This is a genomic window from endosymbiont of Riftia pachyptila (vent Ph05) (assembly GCF_000224455.1).
GTDB classification, from domain to species: Bacteria; Pseudomonadota; Gammaproteobacteria; order Chromatiales; family Chromatiaceae; genus Endoriftia; species Endoriftia persephonae.
Window position 1 is genome coordinate 1 of record NZ_AFOC01000001.1, and the last position, 15,991, is coordinate 15,991.

Annotated in this window: 15 protein-coding genes; 5 read left to right on the forward strand and 10 right to left on the reverse strand. The window is 60.0% G+C overall.

Annotated elements, in window-relative coordinates; all coding sequences use genetic code 11:
* Window positions 1-80: 80 nt before the first annotated feature.
* The 3 genes from RIFP1SYM_RS00005 to RIFP1SYM_RS19100 form a co-directional block, all read right to left on the reverse strand.
* Complete coding sequence (locus RIFP1SYM_RS00005) at window positions 81-944, reverse strand: hypothetical protein (RefSeq protein ID WP_006474617.1); 864 nt, start codon at window positions 942-944, stop codon at window positions 81-83.
* Between the two features lie 373 nt (window positions 945-1,317).
* Window positions 1,318-2,313, reverse strand: a complete 996-nt coding sequence (locus RIFP1SYM_RS00010) for a zinc-dependent alcohol dehydrogenase family protein (RefSeq protein ID WP_005958448.1) — start codon at window positions 2,311-2,313, stop codon at window positions 1,318-1,320.
* Window positions 2,314-2,463, reverse strand: a complete 150-nt coding sequence (locus tag RIFP1SYM_RS19100; RefSeq protein ID WP_005958449.1) for a PLDc N-terminal domain-containing protein — start codon at window positions 2,461-2,463, stop codon at window positions 2,314-2,316.
* 103 nt (window positions 2,464-2,566) lie between these two features.
* On the opposite strand from RIFP1SYM_RS19100, the gene RIFP1SYM_RS00015 reads away from it, so the two are divergent.
* Window positions 2,567-3,202, forward strand: a complete 636-nt coding sequence (locus RIFP1SYM_RS00015) for a uracil-DNA glycosylase family protein (protein WP_006474616.1) — start codon at window positions 2,567-2,569, stop codon at window positions 3,200-3,202.
* A 41-nt stretch (window positions 3,203-3,243) separates the two neighbouring features.
* A complete protein-coding gene (locus tag RIFP1SYM_RS00020) occupies window positions 3,244-3,708 on the forward strand; it encodes an OsmC family protein (RefSeq protein ID WP_005958451.1) in 465 nt (154 codons plus the stop codon).
* A 23-nt stretch (window positions 3,709-3,731) separates the two neighbouring features.
* On the opposite strand, the gene RIFP1SYM_RS00025 is transcribed toward RIFP1SYM_RS00020, so the two are convergent.
* The 6 genes from RIFP1SYM_RS00025 to RIFP1SYM_RS00050 all read right to left on the reverse strand — a co-directional run bounded on the left by RIFP1SYM_RS00025 (window position 3,732) and on the right by RIFP1SYM_RS00050 (window position 11,612).
* On the reverse strand, window positions 3,732-4,334 hold the full coding sequence (locus RIFP1SYM_RS00025; protein ID WP_005958452.1) for a YqiA/YcfP family alpha/beta fold hydrolase: 603 nt from the start codon (window positions 4,332-4,334) through the stop codon (window positions 3,732-3,734).
* Between the two features lie 129 nt (window positions 4,335-4,463).
* Window positions 4,464-4,685 carry a hypothetical protein gene (locus RIFP1SYM_RS00030; RefSeq protein ID WP_006474614.1) on the reverse strand — a complete coding sequence of 74 codons (222 nt, stop codon included), beginning with the start codon at window positions 4,683-4,685 and terminating at the stop codon, window positions 4,464-4,466.
* A 77-nt stretch (window positions 4,686-4,762) separates the two neighbouring features.
* The gene (locus RIFP1SYM_RS00035) at window positions 4,763-6,220 is read right to left on the reverse strand and encodes a HAMP domain-containing sensor histidine kinase (protein WP_039959356.1); all 1,458 of its coding nucleotides are present in this window, start codon (window positions 6,218-6,220) and stop codon (window positions 4,763-4,765) included.
* Between the two features lie 31 nt (window positions 6,221-6,251).
* Entirely contained in the window at window positions 6,252-7,121 is an 870-nt protein-coding gene (gene phnD, locus RIFP1SYM_RS00040; RefSeq protein WP_005958455.1) for a phosphate/phosphite/phosphonate ABC transporter substrate-binding protein, read from the reverse strand.
* 224 nt (window positions 7,122-7,345) lie between these two features.
* Complete coding sequence (locus RIFP1SYM_RS00045) at window positions 7,346-10,567, reverse strand: efflux RND transporter permease subunit (protein ID WP_039959359.1); 3,222 nt, start codon at window positions 10,565-10,567, stop codon at window positions 7,346-7,348.
* Entirely contained in the window at window positions 10,560-11,612 is a 1,053-nt protein-coding gene (locus RIFP1SYM_RS00050; RefSeq protein WP_005958459.1) for an efflux RND transporter periplasmic adaptor subunit, read from the reverse strand. Before RIFP1SYM_RS00050 ends, RIFP1SYM_RS00045 begins: the two co-directional genes overlap by 8 nt.
* Before the next feature lie 193 nt (window positions 11,613-11,805).
* Here RIFP1SYM_RS00050 and ubiD point away from each other — a divergent pair, with 193 nt between their 5' ends.
* Both ubiD and RIFP1SYM_RS00060 read left to right on the forward strand, forming a co-directional pair.
* A complete protein-coding gene (gene ubiD / locus RIFP1SYM_RS00055) occupies window positions 11,806-13,272 on the forward strand; it encodes a 4-hydroxy-3-polyprenylbenzoate decarboxylase (RefSeq protein ID WP_005958461.1) in 1,467 nt (488 codons plus the stop codon).
* Window positions 13,273-13,341: 69 nt separating this feature from the next.
* Window positions 13,342-13,980 carry a nucleotide-binding protein gene (locus RIFP1SYM_RS00060; RefSeq protein ID WP_005958463.1) on the forward strand — a complete coding sequence of 213 codons (639 nt, stop codon included), beginning with the start codon at window positions 13,342-13,344 and terminating at the stop codon, window positions 13,978-13,980.
* Here the strand turns inward: RIFP1SYM_RS00060 and RIFP1SYM_RS00065 are convergent.
* A complete protein-coding gene (locus RIFP1SYM_RS00065; RefSeq protein WP_005958464.1) occupies window positions 13,977-14,849 on the reverse strand; it encodes an SDR family oxidoreductase in 873 nt (290 codons plus the stop codon). The two genes, RIFP1SYM_RS00060 and RIFP1SYM_RS00065, sit on opposite strands and share 4 nt — an antisense overlap.
* A gap of 89 nt (window positions 14,850-14,938) precedes the next feature.
* Here RIFP1SYM_RS00065 and RIFP1SYM_RS00070 point away from each other — a divergent pair, with 89 nt between their 5' ends.
* Window positions 14,939-15,949, forward strand: coding sequence for a CDP-6-deoxy-delta-3,4-glucoseen reductase (locus RIFP1SYM_RS00070; protein WP_005958465.1), 1,011 nt, complete (start codon window positions 14,939-14,941; stop codon window positions 15,947-15,949).
* The last annotated feature ends 42 nt before the right edge of the window (window positions 15,950-15,991 follow it).

Consider the following 15,991-nt stretch of genomic DNA (forward strand, 5'->3'; position numbering starts at 1 on the left):
AGTCAGGAGCGGCGGGAGAGCGGCAACTGGTGGCGGGCCGACTATCTGGGGCAGTTTCCAAACACCCCGCCCAGACGCCCCTAAACGATGTGAAAAAAGAACGCCCGGCGGGCACTCCGAAGCAGCATCTCGAACTCCTCGATATTCGATTCGATTAACTCAACCAGGTTCTGTTTATCCATTCGCTGATGAATCACACGCTCCCTCGCCTCGATCAGGGCCGGCACTTCATTCGCCTTGCGCCGGGCCGCCAAACTTACCACCCGGCCGGTTCGCCAAGCCCGCCCGAGGTGCTCGATATCGGCATTCAACTGATCAATCTCAGCGCTGAGCTGCCCGATCACCTCCAGCAGATCCGCACGGATACCAAACAGGTTTCCCGCCCCCTCTTCCGCCCACTGCCGGACCTCCTCAAAGCGCGCAGCCTTAATCAGGCGCTTGGCTTCAACCGATTCGGGCATGGAAATGATGTGCTCGTAGATGGTCTTCCAGTCTGACTTGCGGTTGGCGAAAAGCTGCTCCATATAGGCAAGCAACTGTCCCATCGCCTCGGTGTAGTCGTAACCGGGAAAGCGGTTACTGATCGCCTCCACCACATCGGCATAGTTTGCCGAGGTCAGCGTGAAGGCGCTGCTGCTACTGGAGCTGAAGCCGCCGGCATAGATACTGACTAGTCGCTTGAGAATCCGACCGTATTCGTCAGAGTAGTAGCCCGTCTTCCCGGAACGAATAAACTCCGAGACCTCCAGCAGCATCTCCTGGATCTGGCTTACATCAGGAATCGCCCCAGCATCTGACAACTGCTGTTCGAGGAAGTCGAAATAGTTACGCAGAAGCGCGCAGGATGAATCAGACGTCATCTCCATCGCCCCGCCAGCTGCCATCTTGGTCAGCTCCTGTCGAATTATGCGTACCCGATCTATCGAGTCGAGATTGCCTGCCATGATCATCGTCTCCGTTCCAGTTCGGGTTCGGTCACAATTAACTGTTCGGCAACTAAATTACGACTTTGATGCTTCCCTGTTGCTGTATCGTCAAACTGCGATGCGCCGCACACGGCGGCCCGACCCGATGGCCTGCCTCCCGCCCCACAGGAGCCAAACCAAAACCAAGAACCAGTGTAAGAGTATTAGCGTTTATTTATATACAATTCTACCCGGATTCTCAGCGAAATCTATAAGAATTTCGTTCCGGACACTCAAACTGTGCGATCAAGCCTGACAATTATCGTGAAAAAACGCCCCTCCTCAACTCGCTTTCTCCGCGACATAGGAGACGCGGAGAGAGAAAAACAGCGACTTTTTAGCGTCGAAACACTCAAGGAATCAATACAATTTTGCCCCGAGTATGCCCCACCTCGACCAGGCGATGAGCTTCAGCCGCTTCCTCCAACGGCATCACCCGGCTAACCCGCAGATCCAGCTTGCCGCTATCCGCAAGCTCGGCGCATTGCTCCAATATCTCGCCGTGATGGTCTCGTGCCTCAGGCAGATCACGCAGCATCGGCGTCAGCATCAGGGTAAATCCGACGCGGATGTTACGGTTGCGCGCCTCTTTCCAGACCTGCTCACCACCCGGATCGAGCAGGGTCACCAGATCTCCGTAGTGGGCCACCGTTGGAATCGACTTGGCGAACACCTCTGGCCCCACCGTATCGAGCACCAGATCGACGCCCCGCCCTTTGGTGAGACGGTCCACTACCTCGACAAAATCCTCTTGCGTGTAGAGGATTGCCTCATCCGCCCCCAGAGACTTCACAAAGTCAGCCTTCTCCACCGAACTAACCGTGGTCAGCACACGCGCCCCAACCGACTTGGCCAGTTGGATCGCCACATGGCCCACCCCACCAGCTCCGGCATGGATCAGCACCGTCTGCCCCTCAGCCAGACGCCCCCGACCGAACAGGGCCTCCCAGGCGGTGATCAACACCAGCGGCGCCGCACCGGCTTGCTCGAAGTTGAAGGTAGTTGGCTTCTTGCGCACCAGACAGGCATCGAGCACCGCAAACTCCGCGTAGTTGCCGTGGCTCCCCCCCAGACCACCATTGCAGAACCAGACCTCATCGCCAACCTCAAGGTGCTGCACAGCCTCGCCCGCCTCGACCACCACCCCAGCCGCATCGCAGCCCAGCACCGCCTGCAGGCCGTCGGCCATAAATACCCCGCGGCTGCGTATCTTGGTGTCCACCGGATTGACCCCGGCCGCCCGGATCTGCACCTTGACCTGGCTCGGCGACTCCAGCCCCGGCTCTTGGATATCCTCATACAACAGCACCTCAGGACCACCAGGTGCAGGCATCACTACCGCTTTCATTCACACTCTCCTTTTGTCGATCGGCCCAAGCGGGGCAAACAGCGCATACAGAATCCAGGCAAACCAAGAGACAAACAGCACAACCAGCAGCCACAGCAGCTTCTCTACACCAGCCGTTTTGTCTGAGCGCAGGATCAGTACAATGGGCAATAGCCAGATAAACAGCGCCCCGAACAGCGCGCAAACCCGAAACCAAGCAAGGTCTGTATCACTCTCGATTCACCAGAACCAAAAAGCGAAAACTACTCTCCGTATGAGCACGCTTCAAGCCCTGCAACACCATCAACAGCAGCTTCGCGCCTGCCAGCGCTGTCCGCAGATGATCGGCCCGGTGGTCACAGGCCAGCCGGCACTCTCAGCGGTGATGCTGATCGGCCAGGCCCCCGGCGACCGGGAGGGCCCAGCCGGTCACCCCTTCGCCTGGACCGCCGGCAAGACCCTGTTCAAATGGTTTCAGCAGATCGGCATGGATGAGGCACAGTTTCGCAGCCAGGTCTACATGGCGGCGGTCTGCCGCTGTTTTCCAGGCAAAAAGCCTAAGGGAGGCGACCGAGTGCCAAACAAGCAGGAGATCACCCACTGTGCCGACTGGATGCGGAGCGAGTTCGAACTGCTGCAGCCACGCCTGCTGATCCCGGTCGGCAAGCTGGCGATCGAGCAATTTTGCCACTTCAATAGACTCACCGAGGTGATCGGCCAGTGCCACTCGATCGATCTCAATGACAGCCCGGCCGATCTGATCCCCCTGCCGCACCCCTCCGGTGCCTCCACCTGGCACCGCACCGAGCCTGGCAAACAGCTACTCAACGATGCACTGGAACTGATCCACCGCCACTCAGCCTGGCAACAGCTCATCGATAATCACTCAATCCCGACGCGCCCCCGCTGAAGGGCCACTCGGCAGCCAAATAACCAAACGAGGATAGAACCATGTCGGAAGTTGGCAAATTTACCATCCACCTGGAGCAGGAAGAAGACTACGCCTTCCGCGTCAAGTTCGACATTAAAAAAGCCGAGGATGTGCTGATGGACGAGCCTCCGCCACTCGGCGAACGCAACGGCCCCAACGCCTCGCGCATGCTGGCGGCAGCCGCCGCCAACTGCCTCAGCGCCAGCCTGATGTTCTGCCTGGCGAAGGAGGAGGTGCCCGACCGCAACGTGCAGACCGAGGTCACCTGCACCATGGTGCGCAACGAGAAGCGACGCCTGCGGGTCGGTCGCATGGATGTGCGCATCACCGCCGGCGACGAACTGCTGCAAACAAAGAAGCTCGAGCGCTGCATGGACCTGTTCGAGGACTTCTGCGTGGTTACTGCCAGCATCCGCGAAGGTATCCCGGTGGGGGTGGAGGTAGTCAACCAGGCAGGCGAAGTGCTGCACAAGAGCGACGACTGAACAGCCGCCAGGCCGCGACGCTGCTATCCGGGAACACGCTTGCGCTCAGCAATCCCGGCGTGCAGCCTGGCGATGATCGCCACCGCCTCATCCATGTGTTGGAAGGCGTGATCGCCGCCCGGGTAGATATGCAGATCGGCACTGCCACGAAAGATCCGCGCGGCGATGCGGTAGTCGATCACCTCATCCGCCTCATCCAGCAGCAGGGTCACTGGCACTGGGCCGTCGCCAGCCTCGACGGCGTAATCACGAGTCTCAGCGAAGGTCTGCGCCGACAGATAGTAATGCTCTCCCAACGCAGTCTCCTGCCAACCCTCATGCTCTGGCAACAAGTCCCAGGGCTGCAACGCCGGATTGATCATCAGCAGATGGTCAAAGGGCAATTGCTGCGCCAGATAGCGCCCGTAGAATCCCCCCATCGAGCTACCGATCAGCAGCAGCGGCTCGCCGCTGGAAAGCGATGCCAGCAGCTGTTCAAAATAGCCCTGTAGTGCTGCAACCGCCTGAACCGGACGATGCGCCGGATAAGTCGGCGCATCCTGGCTGATTTGCGGCAGAGCATCGCGCAACACCCTGGCCTTGGCCGATCCACCGGAACTGTTAAGGCCGTGAAGATAGATGAGCATCGGCTGACCTAAATTAACCGTTTAACCATCGATTCGGCGACCTCGCAACCGGAATCAGGAGCATTGACGACCTGTCGGACTCAGCACAGGCTGTTAATAAATCAGAGGCCACCCGGGTACGCCTGGCGCCTAACTCCACTTCAGCCAACGCATACCAAAAAATGTCAGAGCGCTGGCTACTACCATCGCCATCAGCAGTAGCGGCCAGATCGAAAACACCATCTCCCACCCCAGGGCCACCACCATCCACTCCCCCTCACCCACCAGCTCCGAGAGCGCGAGTGGCTCCAGCACGGCATCACTGTAGATGAGAAAAAGTCCGATAAGAATCGTATAGATGGCGTAACACATACTTTGCTCCCACTCCATTAAGCCGCTTTTCGGCAATCGATCATGGGGCAGATGGAACGACAAACCGATGAGATCCATCAATCGGACACCGACGCCTGCAGCTGAGGCTCAGCGCTTTCTATATCAGGCAGTTCAATCCAGAAGCTACAGCCCTGACCTGGTTCGCTCGTCATCCCCATAATGCCCCCCATCATCTGGATCAATCGATGACAGAGTTCAAGGCTGATACCGGCACCTCCACACCCACTGCCGTCCTCACCACATGAGTACCCCTCAAACACCCGTAACTGTTGTTCAAGGCCCATCCCCGGCCCACTGTCAGTCACCTGCAAGCGCACCCCAAACTCGCCCGGCTCGGGACCGAGCAACTCAACCACGCCGCCCTTGCCACTGAACTCGATCGCACGGAACAGCAGACTCAACAACACCTGTTTTAGACGTTCCCGGTCTGCATACACAGAGACCAACCCACCCTCGGCAGCTACCGTCACCAACCGCACCCCACTGCGCTTTGCCAAAGACTCCACAAGCCCCAAGCAGCTCTTTAGCAGTGGCTGGAGCTCAACCCACTCAAGACTAATCTCCAGGTCATCAGACTCGTTTCTGGACAACACCAACAGCTCATCCACCAGCTGCAACAGGCTGCTGCCGGCAGCATTGATTCCCGCCACAAAACTCGCCTGCGTGGAGCTCAGCAGCTCGTCATCGTCACTGCTCAACAGCTGGGAAAAACCAAGGATCGCATTCAACGGGGTGCGTAGCTCATGGCTCATGTTGTCCATAAAACGGGACTTGGAGCGACTCGCCGCCACTGCCGCCTCTTTGGTCATCTTCAGCTCCTGCTTATGCACATCCTCGTTGCGCAGGGCATCCGCCAGCATATTCACACTCTCGGCCAGCAGATTCATGTCGCGAGAGCTCCTCAGCTCGAGGTCACCCTCTAGCTGCCCGTCACCCAATGCATGGATGCGCTCGCCAATCTGTCTCAGCGGCCGCACCACCAACAACTCGGAGAGGAGCAGCAGCGCTGCGGCGATCAGAAACAGCAGCAGAAACAACAGCTGCCTCGCCAGCTCAACGCTATACTTGACCTCAGCATAACGGGACGTCATGTCTAGAGCGATCTGGATCTCNCCAAACCGCTCGCCCTCCAGCTCGATGCCTTGCCGTTGCAGCACCACATTTGCTGCCGGAGCCGACTTGTCCCTTTGCCAGCTCAGCAGCTGCACGCCCACCTCATTCACCACTTGTAGGCTGTAGACATCCAGATCGGTTAACACCAGCTGCCGCACTTGGGCCTCCAACAGAGGGATATCCTCCGAAATTACCGCCTCCACCACAGAGGCCGCCAACACCGACAATAGATGGGAGGCATCTTGACGGGCAGCCTGCAGCTGACGCTGCTGTTCAAACTGGCGCACCACCTCTCCGCCACCCAGTGCCGCCAACAACATGATGATCGCCAGCCCCAGGCCTAACTGCAGCCACAGCGGCCAATCCTGCAGCCAACGGATCCATTGCAGTCTGCGCAACATCTTTATCTGCTTTGTCACTCAAACCGCCCGACTAATCCGCAAAAAATTGCTCATTCTGCTCGATCGCACGGCGGATTCGATCGTAATCCGTATCGTCCGCCGGCAGGAAGCCATCCTTCTTCAGCGCCTTGAATGCCTTGTCATCCCGAAATTCCAGCAGTGCCTGACGCAGTTGGGCCCGCAGTTCGGGGGCCAATCCTGCCCTGGCAATCCAGGGTTTGGTGACCAGCGGAAAGGTGACAAGCTGCCGCAGAGGCTTGCCTTTCTTGGCCAACTTGAAAAAGGTGCTCTCTTTCAGCGCCCCCGCATCATGGGTACCCGCTGCCACCGCCATTCCCACCTTGTCGTGCCGCCCCAGGTAGTCATACGACGCCAGATCACTCTCCCGCACCCCATGCTCCACCAGATAGAGTTGCGACAGATAGCGGCCAACGGTGGAACGTTGATTGCCAAAGGCAAACCGCTTGCCGGCCAACTCTTCGATCCGTTTTATCGGGCTATCTTTGTGAACACAGATAACACCGTTGTATTCCTTTTTCCCCTGCTTGGATTCCGCCACGATGATGCTCAGGCTCGGATTCTGCCGCTTCGCCAAGATGTAGGAAACCGGCCCAAAACGGGAGAAATCGACCCGTCCCTTGACCAGGTCGTTTATGCCCGTCTGATAGTTTTTTGCCACCTGGATGCGGATCTTTACCGGCTCACCGCGCAACAGGCTCAGACGCTGTTCGAGCCCACTCAGCAGGGGCCTAAATTGACGCACTACCGAAGTCGGTTTGTCCGCCGTATAGACGCCGAAATTGAGTATGGTGTCGGCCATTGCTGCACCGCTCAAGCCCCAAGCGAGCAGCGACACAAACAAAACAGAGATGGTGATAGATCGGGATAACAGCTGTTGCATGAGACTGTCTCTATGTCCAGTGGCAACCTGCCACAGCGGGTTCTGCGGCTGGAAGATAGTTCCTTCCGTTCAGACCTCATCGGCAGAGCTCACTAAATGTTGAGGCTTGAATAAGGGCGTCACATGCAGAATGGCAGGGGCAACAACGACATCAGTCAGCAAGCGAAGGGCGACCCGAGGGCGAGCTACCCTCGAGTCACGAACTATCGCCTTAACAGCCCCACTCAGGCCTCGGCACGCAGCATCTCGACCCGGTTACGCATCGCCGCATAGTAGACCACCGGGATTACCACCAGGGTCAACAGGGTGGAGACGAAGAGGCCGAAGATCAGCGATACCGCCAGCCCCGAAAAGATCGGGTCGTCAAGGATGAAGAGGCCACCGGCCATTGCTGCCAGCGCGGTGAGTGCGATCGGCTTGGCGCGCACCGCCGCCGAGCGCACCACCGCCGCCTCCAGTACCATCCCTTCCCGCACCTGCTGATTGATGAAATCCACCAGCAGGATCGAGTTACGCACAATGATGCCCGCCAGCGCGATCATGCCGATCATCGAGGTGGCGGTGAACTGCGCATTCATCAGTGCATGACCCGGCAGGATGCCGATCACCGTCAGCGGGATCGGCGCCATGATCACCAGCGGCACCAGGTAGCTGCGGAATTGGGCCACCACCAGCAGATAGATCATCAGCAGCCCCACCGAGTAGGCAATGCCCATGTCGCGGAAGGTCTCGTAGGTGATCTGCCACTCACCATCCCACTTCAGGCTGTACTCGTAAGGATTCTCCGGCTGACTCAGAAACCACTGGTCGATACCGCCTTCCCCATCGAGCTGGCCAGAGATCCCAAATAGACCGTAGAGCGGGCTGTCGGTCTCACCCGCCATGTCACCGGTAACATAGACCACCGGCATCATATCCTTATGGTAAATCGAGTACTCACGCACCCGCGGGATCACTTCAACAATCTCCGACAGCGGCACCAGACTGCCGCTCTGGGAGCGCAGCCGCAGCGACAACACCTGCTCCAGATCGGCCTTGTCGGCATCTGAATACTCAAGACGGATCGGCACCGCATACTTCAGGTTCTCACCGTGCAGAAAGCTGACATCCTCACCAGCCAGCACCGTCGCCAATGCCTCGACGATGCTGCTTTGCGGCACTCCAAGGCGTGCCGCCTTAGCCCTATCAACCTGCACCACAAACTTCGCCGCGGGGTGTTCGACGCTGTCATCCACATCGACGATATCCGGCGTGTTCTCAAACACCTGGCGGATCTCCCAAGCCGCCTCGGTCTGACCACGATAGTCGAGACCGTAGACCTCCGCCACCAGCGGCGACATCACCGGCGGTCCCGGCGGCACTTCCACCACCTTGACGTTGCCGTTATGGGTCAACGCGATCTGTCGCAGCGGCTCGCGCACCGCCCGGGCGATCTCATGGCTCTTGCGATCGCGCTGATGTTTGTCCACCAGATTGACCTGGATATCGCCCAGGTAGGCCCCCTCACGCAGGTAGTACTGACGCACCAGGCCATTGAAGCCAATCGGAGCGGCGCTGCCAGCATAGACCTGATAGTCGCTCACCTCATCCACTGTTGCGAGATAGTCACCCATCTCGCTAAGTACCCGCGTGGTCTGCTCCAGACTGGTCCCCTCCGGCATATCGAGCACCACCTGGAACTCTGACTTGTTATCGAAGGGCAGCATCTTCAGTACCACCGCCTTGTTCACCACCAGCGAGATCGACAGCACGATCAGCAGCATGATGCCGCTCAGCAGCAACCAGCGGTTGCGGTTGCCGCGGGAACCGAGCAGCAAGGGCCGCATCACGCGGCCGAAGAAACGGCTCAGGCCGGTCTCCTCTTTTTCATCATGGGCATGGGCAGCAATCTGCTCTGCCTGATTGGCTAGCGCCTTATTGGTGAGCCAGGGGGTAAAGACAAACGCCACCACCAGCGAGATCAACATGCCGGTGCTGGCGTTGATCGGGATCGGGCTCATGTAGGGGCCCATCAGGCCGGTGACGAAGGCCATCGGCAGCAGTGCTGCGATCACTGTGAAGGTAGCCAGGATGGTCGGGCCACCCACCTCATCCACCGCCGCCGGAATCGCCTCCAGCAGCTGCTTGGAGCCCATCTGCAGGTGCCGGTGAATGTTCTCCACCACCACGATGGCGTCATCCACCAGAATACCGATGGAGAAGATCAGCGCGAACAGCGAGACCCGGTTGAGGGTGAACCCCCAAGCCCAGGAGGCGAACAGGGTGATCGCCAGGGTCACCACCACCGCACCACCAACGATAAAGGCCTCACGCCAGCCGATGGCGAGAAACACCAGGACGATCACCGAGAGGGTGGCAAACGCCAGCTTGGTGATCAGCTTGTTGGCCTTGGCCTCGGCGGTCTCACCATAGTTGCGGGTGATGGTCGCCTCGACTCCATCGGGGATGAAGGTGCCCTCGAGCTGCGCAAACCGCTCGATCACCGACTCGGCAATCTCCACCGCATTGGTGCCCGCCTTCTTCGCCACCGCAATGGTCACGGCAGGATAGCTCATCCCCGGCTGCAGCCCCTTCTGCGCACCCTGGGCACCACCACCCATCCAGACATATTGTGCCGGCAGGTCGGGTTGATGTTTGATGCTCGCCACATCGCGCAGGTAGATTGCCTTGTCCTCCTGTACTCCCACCACTAACTGGCCGATCTCCTCCGCCGAGGTGAGAAAGGTACCGGCCTGCACCAGCAGCTCCCGGTTATCAGCAGTGATAGTGATCGAGTCGTGGATCTGGTTGGCCGCCTGCAGCGTCCGGCGCAGATCGCTCAGGTCGATGTTGTGGCCCGACAGGGCCTGCGGATCAAGCAGCACATGCACCACCCGGTCGGGCTCGCCGATGGTATAGATGTCGCGGGTCCCGGGCACCCGTTTCAGTTCTGACTCGAGAGCATGTGCCACCTGGCCCAGCTCATAGGCGCCCACCTCTGGGTTTTCCGACCAGAGGGTGGCGGTGATAATCGGCACATCGTCTATACCCTTGGGTTTGATAATCGGCTGACCCACACCCAGGTTCTGCGGCAACCAGTCCTGGTTGGAGTAGACCTTGGAGAAGAGGCGCACAATGGCGTCCTCTCGATCCTCGCCCACCAGAAACTGCACCGTCAGCACCGCCATGCCGGGACGCGAGGTAGAGTAGACGTGCTTGATGCCATCGATCTCGGAGAGCACCTGCTCGGCCGGCGTCGCCACCAGGCTCTCCACCTCTTTGGCGGTAGCTCCGGGAAAGGGGATGAAGACGTTGGCGAAAGTGACGTTGATCTGCGGCTCCTCCTCGCGCGGTGTCACCAGCACCGCAAACACCCCCAGCAACAGCCCCACCAGCGCCAGCAGCGGGGTGATCTCAGTGACCAGAAAGCGCTCCGCGATGCGCCCGGAGATGCCCAGCTTAGTCATTAGCGGCCTCCGCACGCTGCTGCTTCAGAAGCGCACCGGCGGCCACCGGGTCGAGCGCCACCCGCTCGCCCTCGGAGAGCCCCGCCAGCACCGCCTGCATGCCATCCTCGGTGTAGTGACCAACCCGCACATGGCGAAAACCGATACGACCATCAGCATCGATCACATAGAGCGCGGTCACCTCAGAACGGTAGACCACTGCCATTGCCGGCACCACGAGTTCACGCTTGCTGCCGGTAAGGAACGAGGTCTTGACGAACATGCCAGGGAACAGCCCCTTAACCCCCTCCGGCAGGTCGACCCGAACCTTGAAGGTATTGCTGCCATGATGAGCGAAGGGGAAGATCGTCAGCCTGGTCGCCGCCACGAAGCCACCCTCCGGCTGCTCCACCCACGCCTTGCCAAACTTACGGATGGTGGGGATCAGGCTCTGCGGCACATCCACAGTGACCCGTAGTTCATCCAGCGAGATGCCTCGCATCAGCTGCTGACCCGCTTGGGCAATCTCACCCACCTCCACATGACGGTGCGTGACAATGCCACTGTAGGGGGCCTTTACCCGAGTGTATTCGAGCTGCTCACGGGCCTGATCGAGACCCGCGCTGGCCGCCTCGCGACGCGCCTTGGCCGACTTCAGGGCCGCCGTGGCCTTGTCCATCTGCGACTGGGAAACCAGCTTCTTCTCGTGCAGCCCCTTGACCCGCTTGAACTCATCCTGCGCCTCCTGCAGCCGCGCCACCGCCTCCTTCAGCTCGGCCTGGGCCTGTTTCAGCTTAGCCTGATGCTGGGTGTCGTTGAGCAGCACGATCAGCATGCCCTTCTCTACAAAGTCATCCACATCGACCAGGATCTGCTCTACCACCCCCTGGGTCTGGGCGGAGACGGTGGTCCGATTGATCGCCTCGACCGTCCCATCGAGACGGAACTCACGGGGGATCTCCCGGTAGATCGCCGGCTCGCTCGGCAGTTCGGCCGCTGACACACCAGAAACCCCGCTAATTATCAGTAGTGCTGGCAACAGCCAGACCATGAATTTGGCGTACATGGAATTATTCTCCCGATATATTAGATTTTGCTAACACTAGCTTCCAAAACAGATTTTTCAAGTTTTTCTTATGCCCCATAAACCCTACTTTGCCAAATTGACGTCGCCATAAAATGGGCTTGGGTGGCAAAGTTGACCCATTTTGCCTGGCTGGGTAGGGTCTCCCGGTCTCAACCAACTCTGTAGCACCGCCATGCAATACCAGGATCTGCGCGATTTTATCCGGCAACTCGAACAACGCGGCCAGCTCAAACGCATCCACAGTGAGGTCGACCCGAACCTGGAGGTCACCGAGATCTGCGACCGCACCCTTCGGACCGGCGGGCCAGCACTGCTGTTCGAGCGGGTCAAGGGCTCCCGCTACCCACTGCTCGGCAATCTGTTCGGCACTCCCGAGCGGGTTGCGTTAGGCATGGGTGAGGAAGATGTCAGCGCACTGCGCGAGGTCGGAAAGCTGCTCGCCTTTCTCAAGGAGCCCGATCCGCCGAAGGGGATGAAGGACGCCTGGCAGAAGCTGCCGGTGTTTAAAAAGGTTTTGGACATGGCCCCCAAGGAGTTGCGCAACGCCCCCTGTCAGGCGATCAGCACCGAGGCTGACGAGGTGGACTTGGGCGAGCTGCCGGTGCAGACCTGCTGGCCCGGTGACGCCGGCCCGCTAATCACCTGGGGACTGGTGATCACCAGGGGGCCCAACAAGTCGCGCCAGAACCTGGGCATCTACCGCATGCAGGTAATCGGCCGCAACCGGGTGATCATGCGCTGGCTGGCCCATCGCGGCGGTGCACTCGATTATCGGGAGTGGCAAGAGGCCCATCCCGGCGAACCCTTCCCGGTAACGGTGGCGCTGGGCGCCGATCCGGCCACCATTCTCGCCGCGGTCACGCCGGTGCCCGACACCCTCTCCGAATACGCCTTCGCCGGGCTGCTGCGCGGCTCACGCACCGAGGTGGTGAAGTCTATCGGCAACAACCTGCAGGTGCCGGCGTCGGCGGAGTTTGTGCTGGAGGGTCATATCCACCCCGACGACATGGCCCCGGAGGGCCCCTTCGGTGACCACACCGGCTACTACAACGAGGTGGAGAGCTTCCCGGTCTTCACCATCGATCGCATCACCCATCGAGAAGAACCGATCTACCACAGCACCTACACTGGCAGGCCGCCGGACGAACCGGCAATCCTCGGCGTGGCGCTGAACGAGGTCTTTGTGCCGATCCTGCAGAAGCAGTTCCCCGAAATCACCGACTTCTACCTGCCACCAGAGGGCTGCTCCTACCGCATGGCCGTGGTAAGCATGAAGAAGCAGTACCCTGGGCACGCCAAGCGGGTGATGCTCGGCGTCTGGTCTTTCCTGCGCCAGTTCATGTACACCAAGTTTGTCATCGTGGTGGATGACGACATCAACACCCGCGACTGGAACGACGTGATTTGGGCCATGACCACCCGCATGGACCCGGCCCGCGACACCACGCTGATCGAGAACACGCCGATCGATTATCTCGACTTCGCCTCGCCGGTCTCCGGCCTGGGCTCGAAGATTGGCTTCGACGCCACCAACAAATGGCCCGGCGAGACCACCCGCGAGTGGGGTACGCCGATCCAGATGGAGGAGGCGGTGAAACAGCGGGTCGATGCGATCTGGGATGAGTTGGGAATAGATTGAGCGAGGCCCCTTTCGGCAGGGCTCAAGCTCCGCTAGGCTTGGGATGATGCGAAACGGCAGGGGGAAACCATGCACAAGATCATGCTGATGAACGCCAAGGGGGGCTGCGGCAAAAGCACCCTGGCCACCAACCTGGCCAGCTGGTACGCCGACGAAGGGCTGAAGGTGGCACTGGCCGACTTCGACCCGCAGCGTTCCAGTCTCGACTGGCTGGAGGCGCGTCAGGACTACACTGGCATCCCGGAGATCGAGGCCATCGACGCCACCAAGGCCGCCCCCAAACCGGCTCGCGGCACCGACCTTCTGGTGATGGACGCACCCGCCGGAGTGCACGGCAAGCAGATCAATCAGATGCTGCGCCGGGTCGACAGCCTGATCATCCCGGTATTGCCCTCCCCCATCGACATCCGTGCCTGCCGCCATCACCTCGACGAGCTACTGCGCAGCGGTCGGGTCTTACGCCATCAGACCCGCATCGGCTTCGTCGCCAACCGGGTCAACCGCAAGACCCGCGCCTACAAAGATCTGAAACGCTTCCTCGGCGACCTCAACTTCCCGGTAATTGGCCACCTGCGCGAGAGCCAGAGCTACATCCGCGCCGCCGAGACCGGCCTCGGGGTGTTTGAACTGCCGCGCTCATCGGTCTATAAAGATCTTCCGCCCTGGAACAGCCTGCTCGACTGGGTCGACGAGGGACTTAACTCTTAAGGAGCCTCCTGCGCCGCCGGTAGCCCCAGATCCAGATTCGGGTAACGTAGCTGCACCACCAACTCCTCCAACATCTTGCGGTTATCGAGCCGGCGCGACTCCGCCAGATAGGAGAGCATACCCGGCGAGAGCTGCTGCTTCGCCTCCTCCAGGGAGATCAACGGTGGCCGCGGCAGGCCGAGGAAGTCGGCCACCTGGATGAAGTAGTCGGTCATGCTGCCAGGCTGGCCGTCACTGACGTTGTAGACCTCGCCATTGTGTCCACGCTGCATCGCCGCAACACAGATCTCCACCAGATCGAGGCTGTGGATATGGTTGGTGAGCGGTGACTCTGCCTGGCACACCATCGGCACGGCGTTTTGCAGTCGCGCCTGCGGTAGCTTGCCAGGCCCATAGATCCCCGCCACTCGCAGGATCACCAGTTCGCCACCCGTTGCCTCGCTCCAGGCCCGCCAGCGCTGCTCCGCATCCAGCCGGCGGCGCGCCCTGTCGACCCGTGGCGCCGGCGGCCGCGTTTCATCGACCCACTCACCCTGGCAGTCGCCGTAGACACCAGTGGTGCTGAGATAGACCACCCGTCGCGGCTGGCCGAGCTGGGCGAACAGCTCGATCAGGTGCGCCACCCGGCCATCCTCCACTCCCTGTTTAGGTGGCGGCGCAAAGTAGAAGAGCTGCGCACCCTCCAGGTCAGATCCTTGGGCATCGGGCCGATCTAGATCGACCAACGCGGCGGGGATGCGCAACCGCTGCAGCCGCTCGATACCGTCCGGACTACACACCCAGCCGCGCACCGCCTCACCCGCCCCGATCAACCGCTGCGCCAGCCGCGCACCGATATCGCCACAACCCACGATGGTGATCTCCGCCATTACCTGAAACTCTCCTAGGTTTAATTCCTGACTTAAATAGGCGAGAATTTCGCCCCATTAGCAGTTCGCTCTAGATATCAAGGATTCCCATGAGTTTTAAAGTCCATGTCGAGCCCAGTGGGCACGAATTTAACGTCGAAAAAAACGAGACCATCCTCGAGGCTGCGGTTCGTCAAGGCATCAATCTTCCCTACGGCTGCCGCAACGGTTTCTGCGGTGAGTGCCAGGGCAGCCTCTCTGAAGGCAGCGTGAGCTACCCGGATGGTGAGCCACCAGCACTGGACGGCAAACCGGCCGGCAGCTGCCTGACCTGCAAGGCAACCCCCAACAGCGATCTGCGCATCGAGGTAAAAGAAGCCACACAGGCCAGCGATATCGAAATCAAAGAGTTCCCCTGCAAGGTCGACCGGATCGAGCATCTCAATGACGACGTAATCCGCCTCTATATCAAACTCCCCGAGGGCGAACGGCTGCAGTTTCTGGCCGGCCAGTACCTCAACTTCATCCTCGAGGATGGCAGCAAACGCGCCTTCTCCATTGCCAACGCGCCCCACGACGACAAGTTCATCGAGCTGCATATCCGCCATATAGCAGGCGGCAAGTTCACCGACTTCCTGTTCAATGATATGCAGGCGAAGACGATCCTGCGCCTGGAGGCACCCCTCGGCAGCTACTTCCTGCGCGAGGAGTCGGAGCGCCCGATTATTTTCGCCGGAGGCGGCACCGGCTTCGCGCCGCTCAAGGGGATCATCGAACACGCCTTTGAGATCGGCGTCAAGCGCAAGATGGTGCTCTATTGGGGTGTACGCAGCAAGGCCGACCTCTACCTGCCCGAGCTGCCCAAGCAGTGGGCTACAGATCACGACAACTTCAGCTATGTGCCAGTGCTCTCGGAACCGGACGAGGGCTGGCAGGGTCAGACCGGCTGGGTGCACGAAGCCGTGACGGCGGATCACCCCGATCTGAGCGACTATGAACTCTACATGAGCGGTCCGCCACCAATGATCAATGCCGCTAAACAGGCCTTTCTCGACAAAGGCCTGAGCCCCGATCACCTCTACTCCGACTCATTCGAGTACGGTGCCGCCTCCGGCAAGTGAGCCATGCGAGCCGGGCTGCTTTAGACGTTCGGCCAGACAGCT

Bases quoted from the DNA above. Each gene is read 5' to 3' on its own strand.
- RIFP1SYM_RS00005 (WP_006474617.1), bottom strand. From the start codon at position 944: ATGGCAGGCAATCTCGACTCGATAGATCGGGTACGCATAATTCGACAG.
- RIFP1SYM_RS00010 (WP_005958448.1), bottom strand. From the start codon at position 2,313: ATGAAAGCGGTAGTGATGCCTGCACCTGGTGGTCCTGAGGTGCTGTTG.
- RIFP1SYM_RS00015 (WP_006474616.1), top strand. From the start codon at position 2,567: ATGAGCACGCTTCAAGCCCTGCAACACCATCAACAGCAGCTTCGCGCC.
- RIFP1SYM_RS00020 (WP_005958451.1), top strand. From the start codon at position 3,244: ATGTCGGAAGTTGGCAAATTTACCATCCACCTGGAGCAGGAAGAAGAC.
- RIFP1SYM_RS00025 (WP_005958452.1), bottom strand. From the start codon at position 4,334: ATGCTCATCTATCTTCACGGCCTTAACAGTTCCGGTGGATCGGCCAAG.
- RIFP1SYM_RS00030 (WP_006474614.1), bottom strand. From the start codon at position 4,685: ATGTGTTACGCCATCTATACGATTCTTATCGGACTTTTTCTCATCTAC.
- phnD (WP_005958455.1), bottom strand. From the start codon at position 7,121: ATGCAACAGCTGTTATCCCGATCTATCACCATCTCTGTTTTGTTTGTG.
- RIFP1SYM_RS00045 (WP_039959359.1), bottom strand. From the start codon at position 10,567: ATGACTAAGCTGGGCATCTCCGGGCGCATCGCGGAGCGCTTTCTGGTC.
- RIFP1SYM_RS00050 (WP_005958459.1), bottom strand. From the start codon at position 11,612: ATGTACGCCAAATTCATGGTCTGGCTGTTGCCAGCACTACTGATAATT.
- ubiD (WP_005958461.1), top strand. From the start codon at position 11,806: ATGCAATACCAGGATCTGCGCGATTTTATCCGGCAACTCGAACAACGC.
- RIFP1SYM_RS00060 (WP_005958463.1), top strand. From the start codon at position 13,342: ATGCACAAGATCATGCTGATGAACGCCAAGGGGGGCTGCGGCAAAAGC.
- RIFP1SYM_RS00065 (WP_005958464.1), bottom strand. From the start codon at position 14,849: ATGGCGGAGATCACCATCGTGGGTTGTGGCGATATCGGTGCGCGGCTG.
- RIFP1SYM_RS00070 (WP_005958465.1), top strand. From the start codon at position 14,939: ATGAGTTTTAAAGTCCATGTCGAGCCCAGTGGGCACGAATTTAACGTC.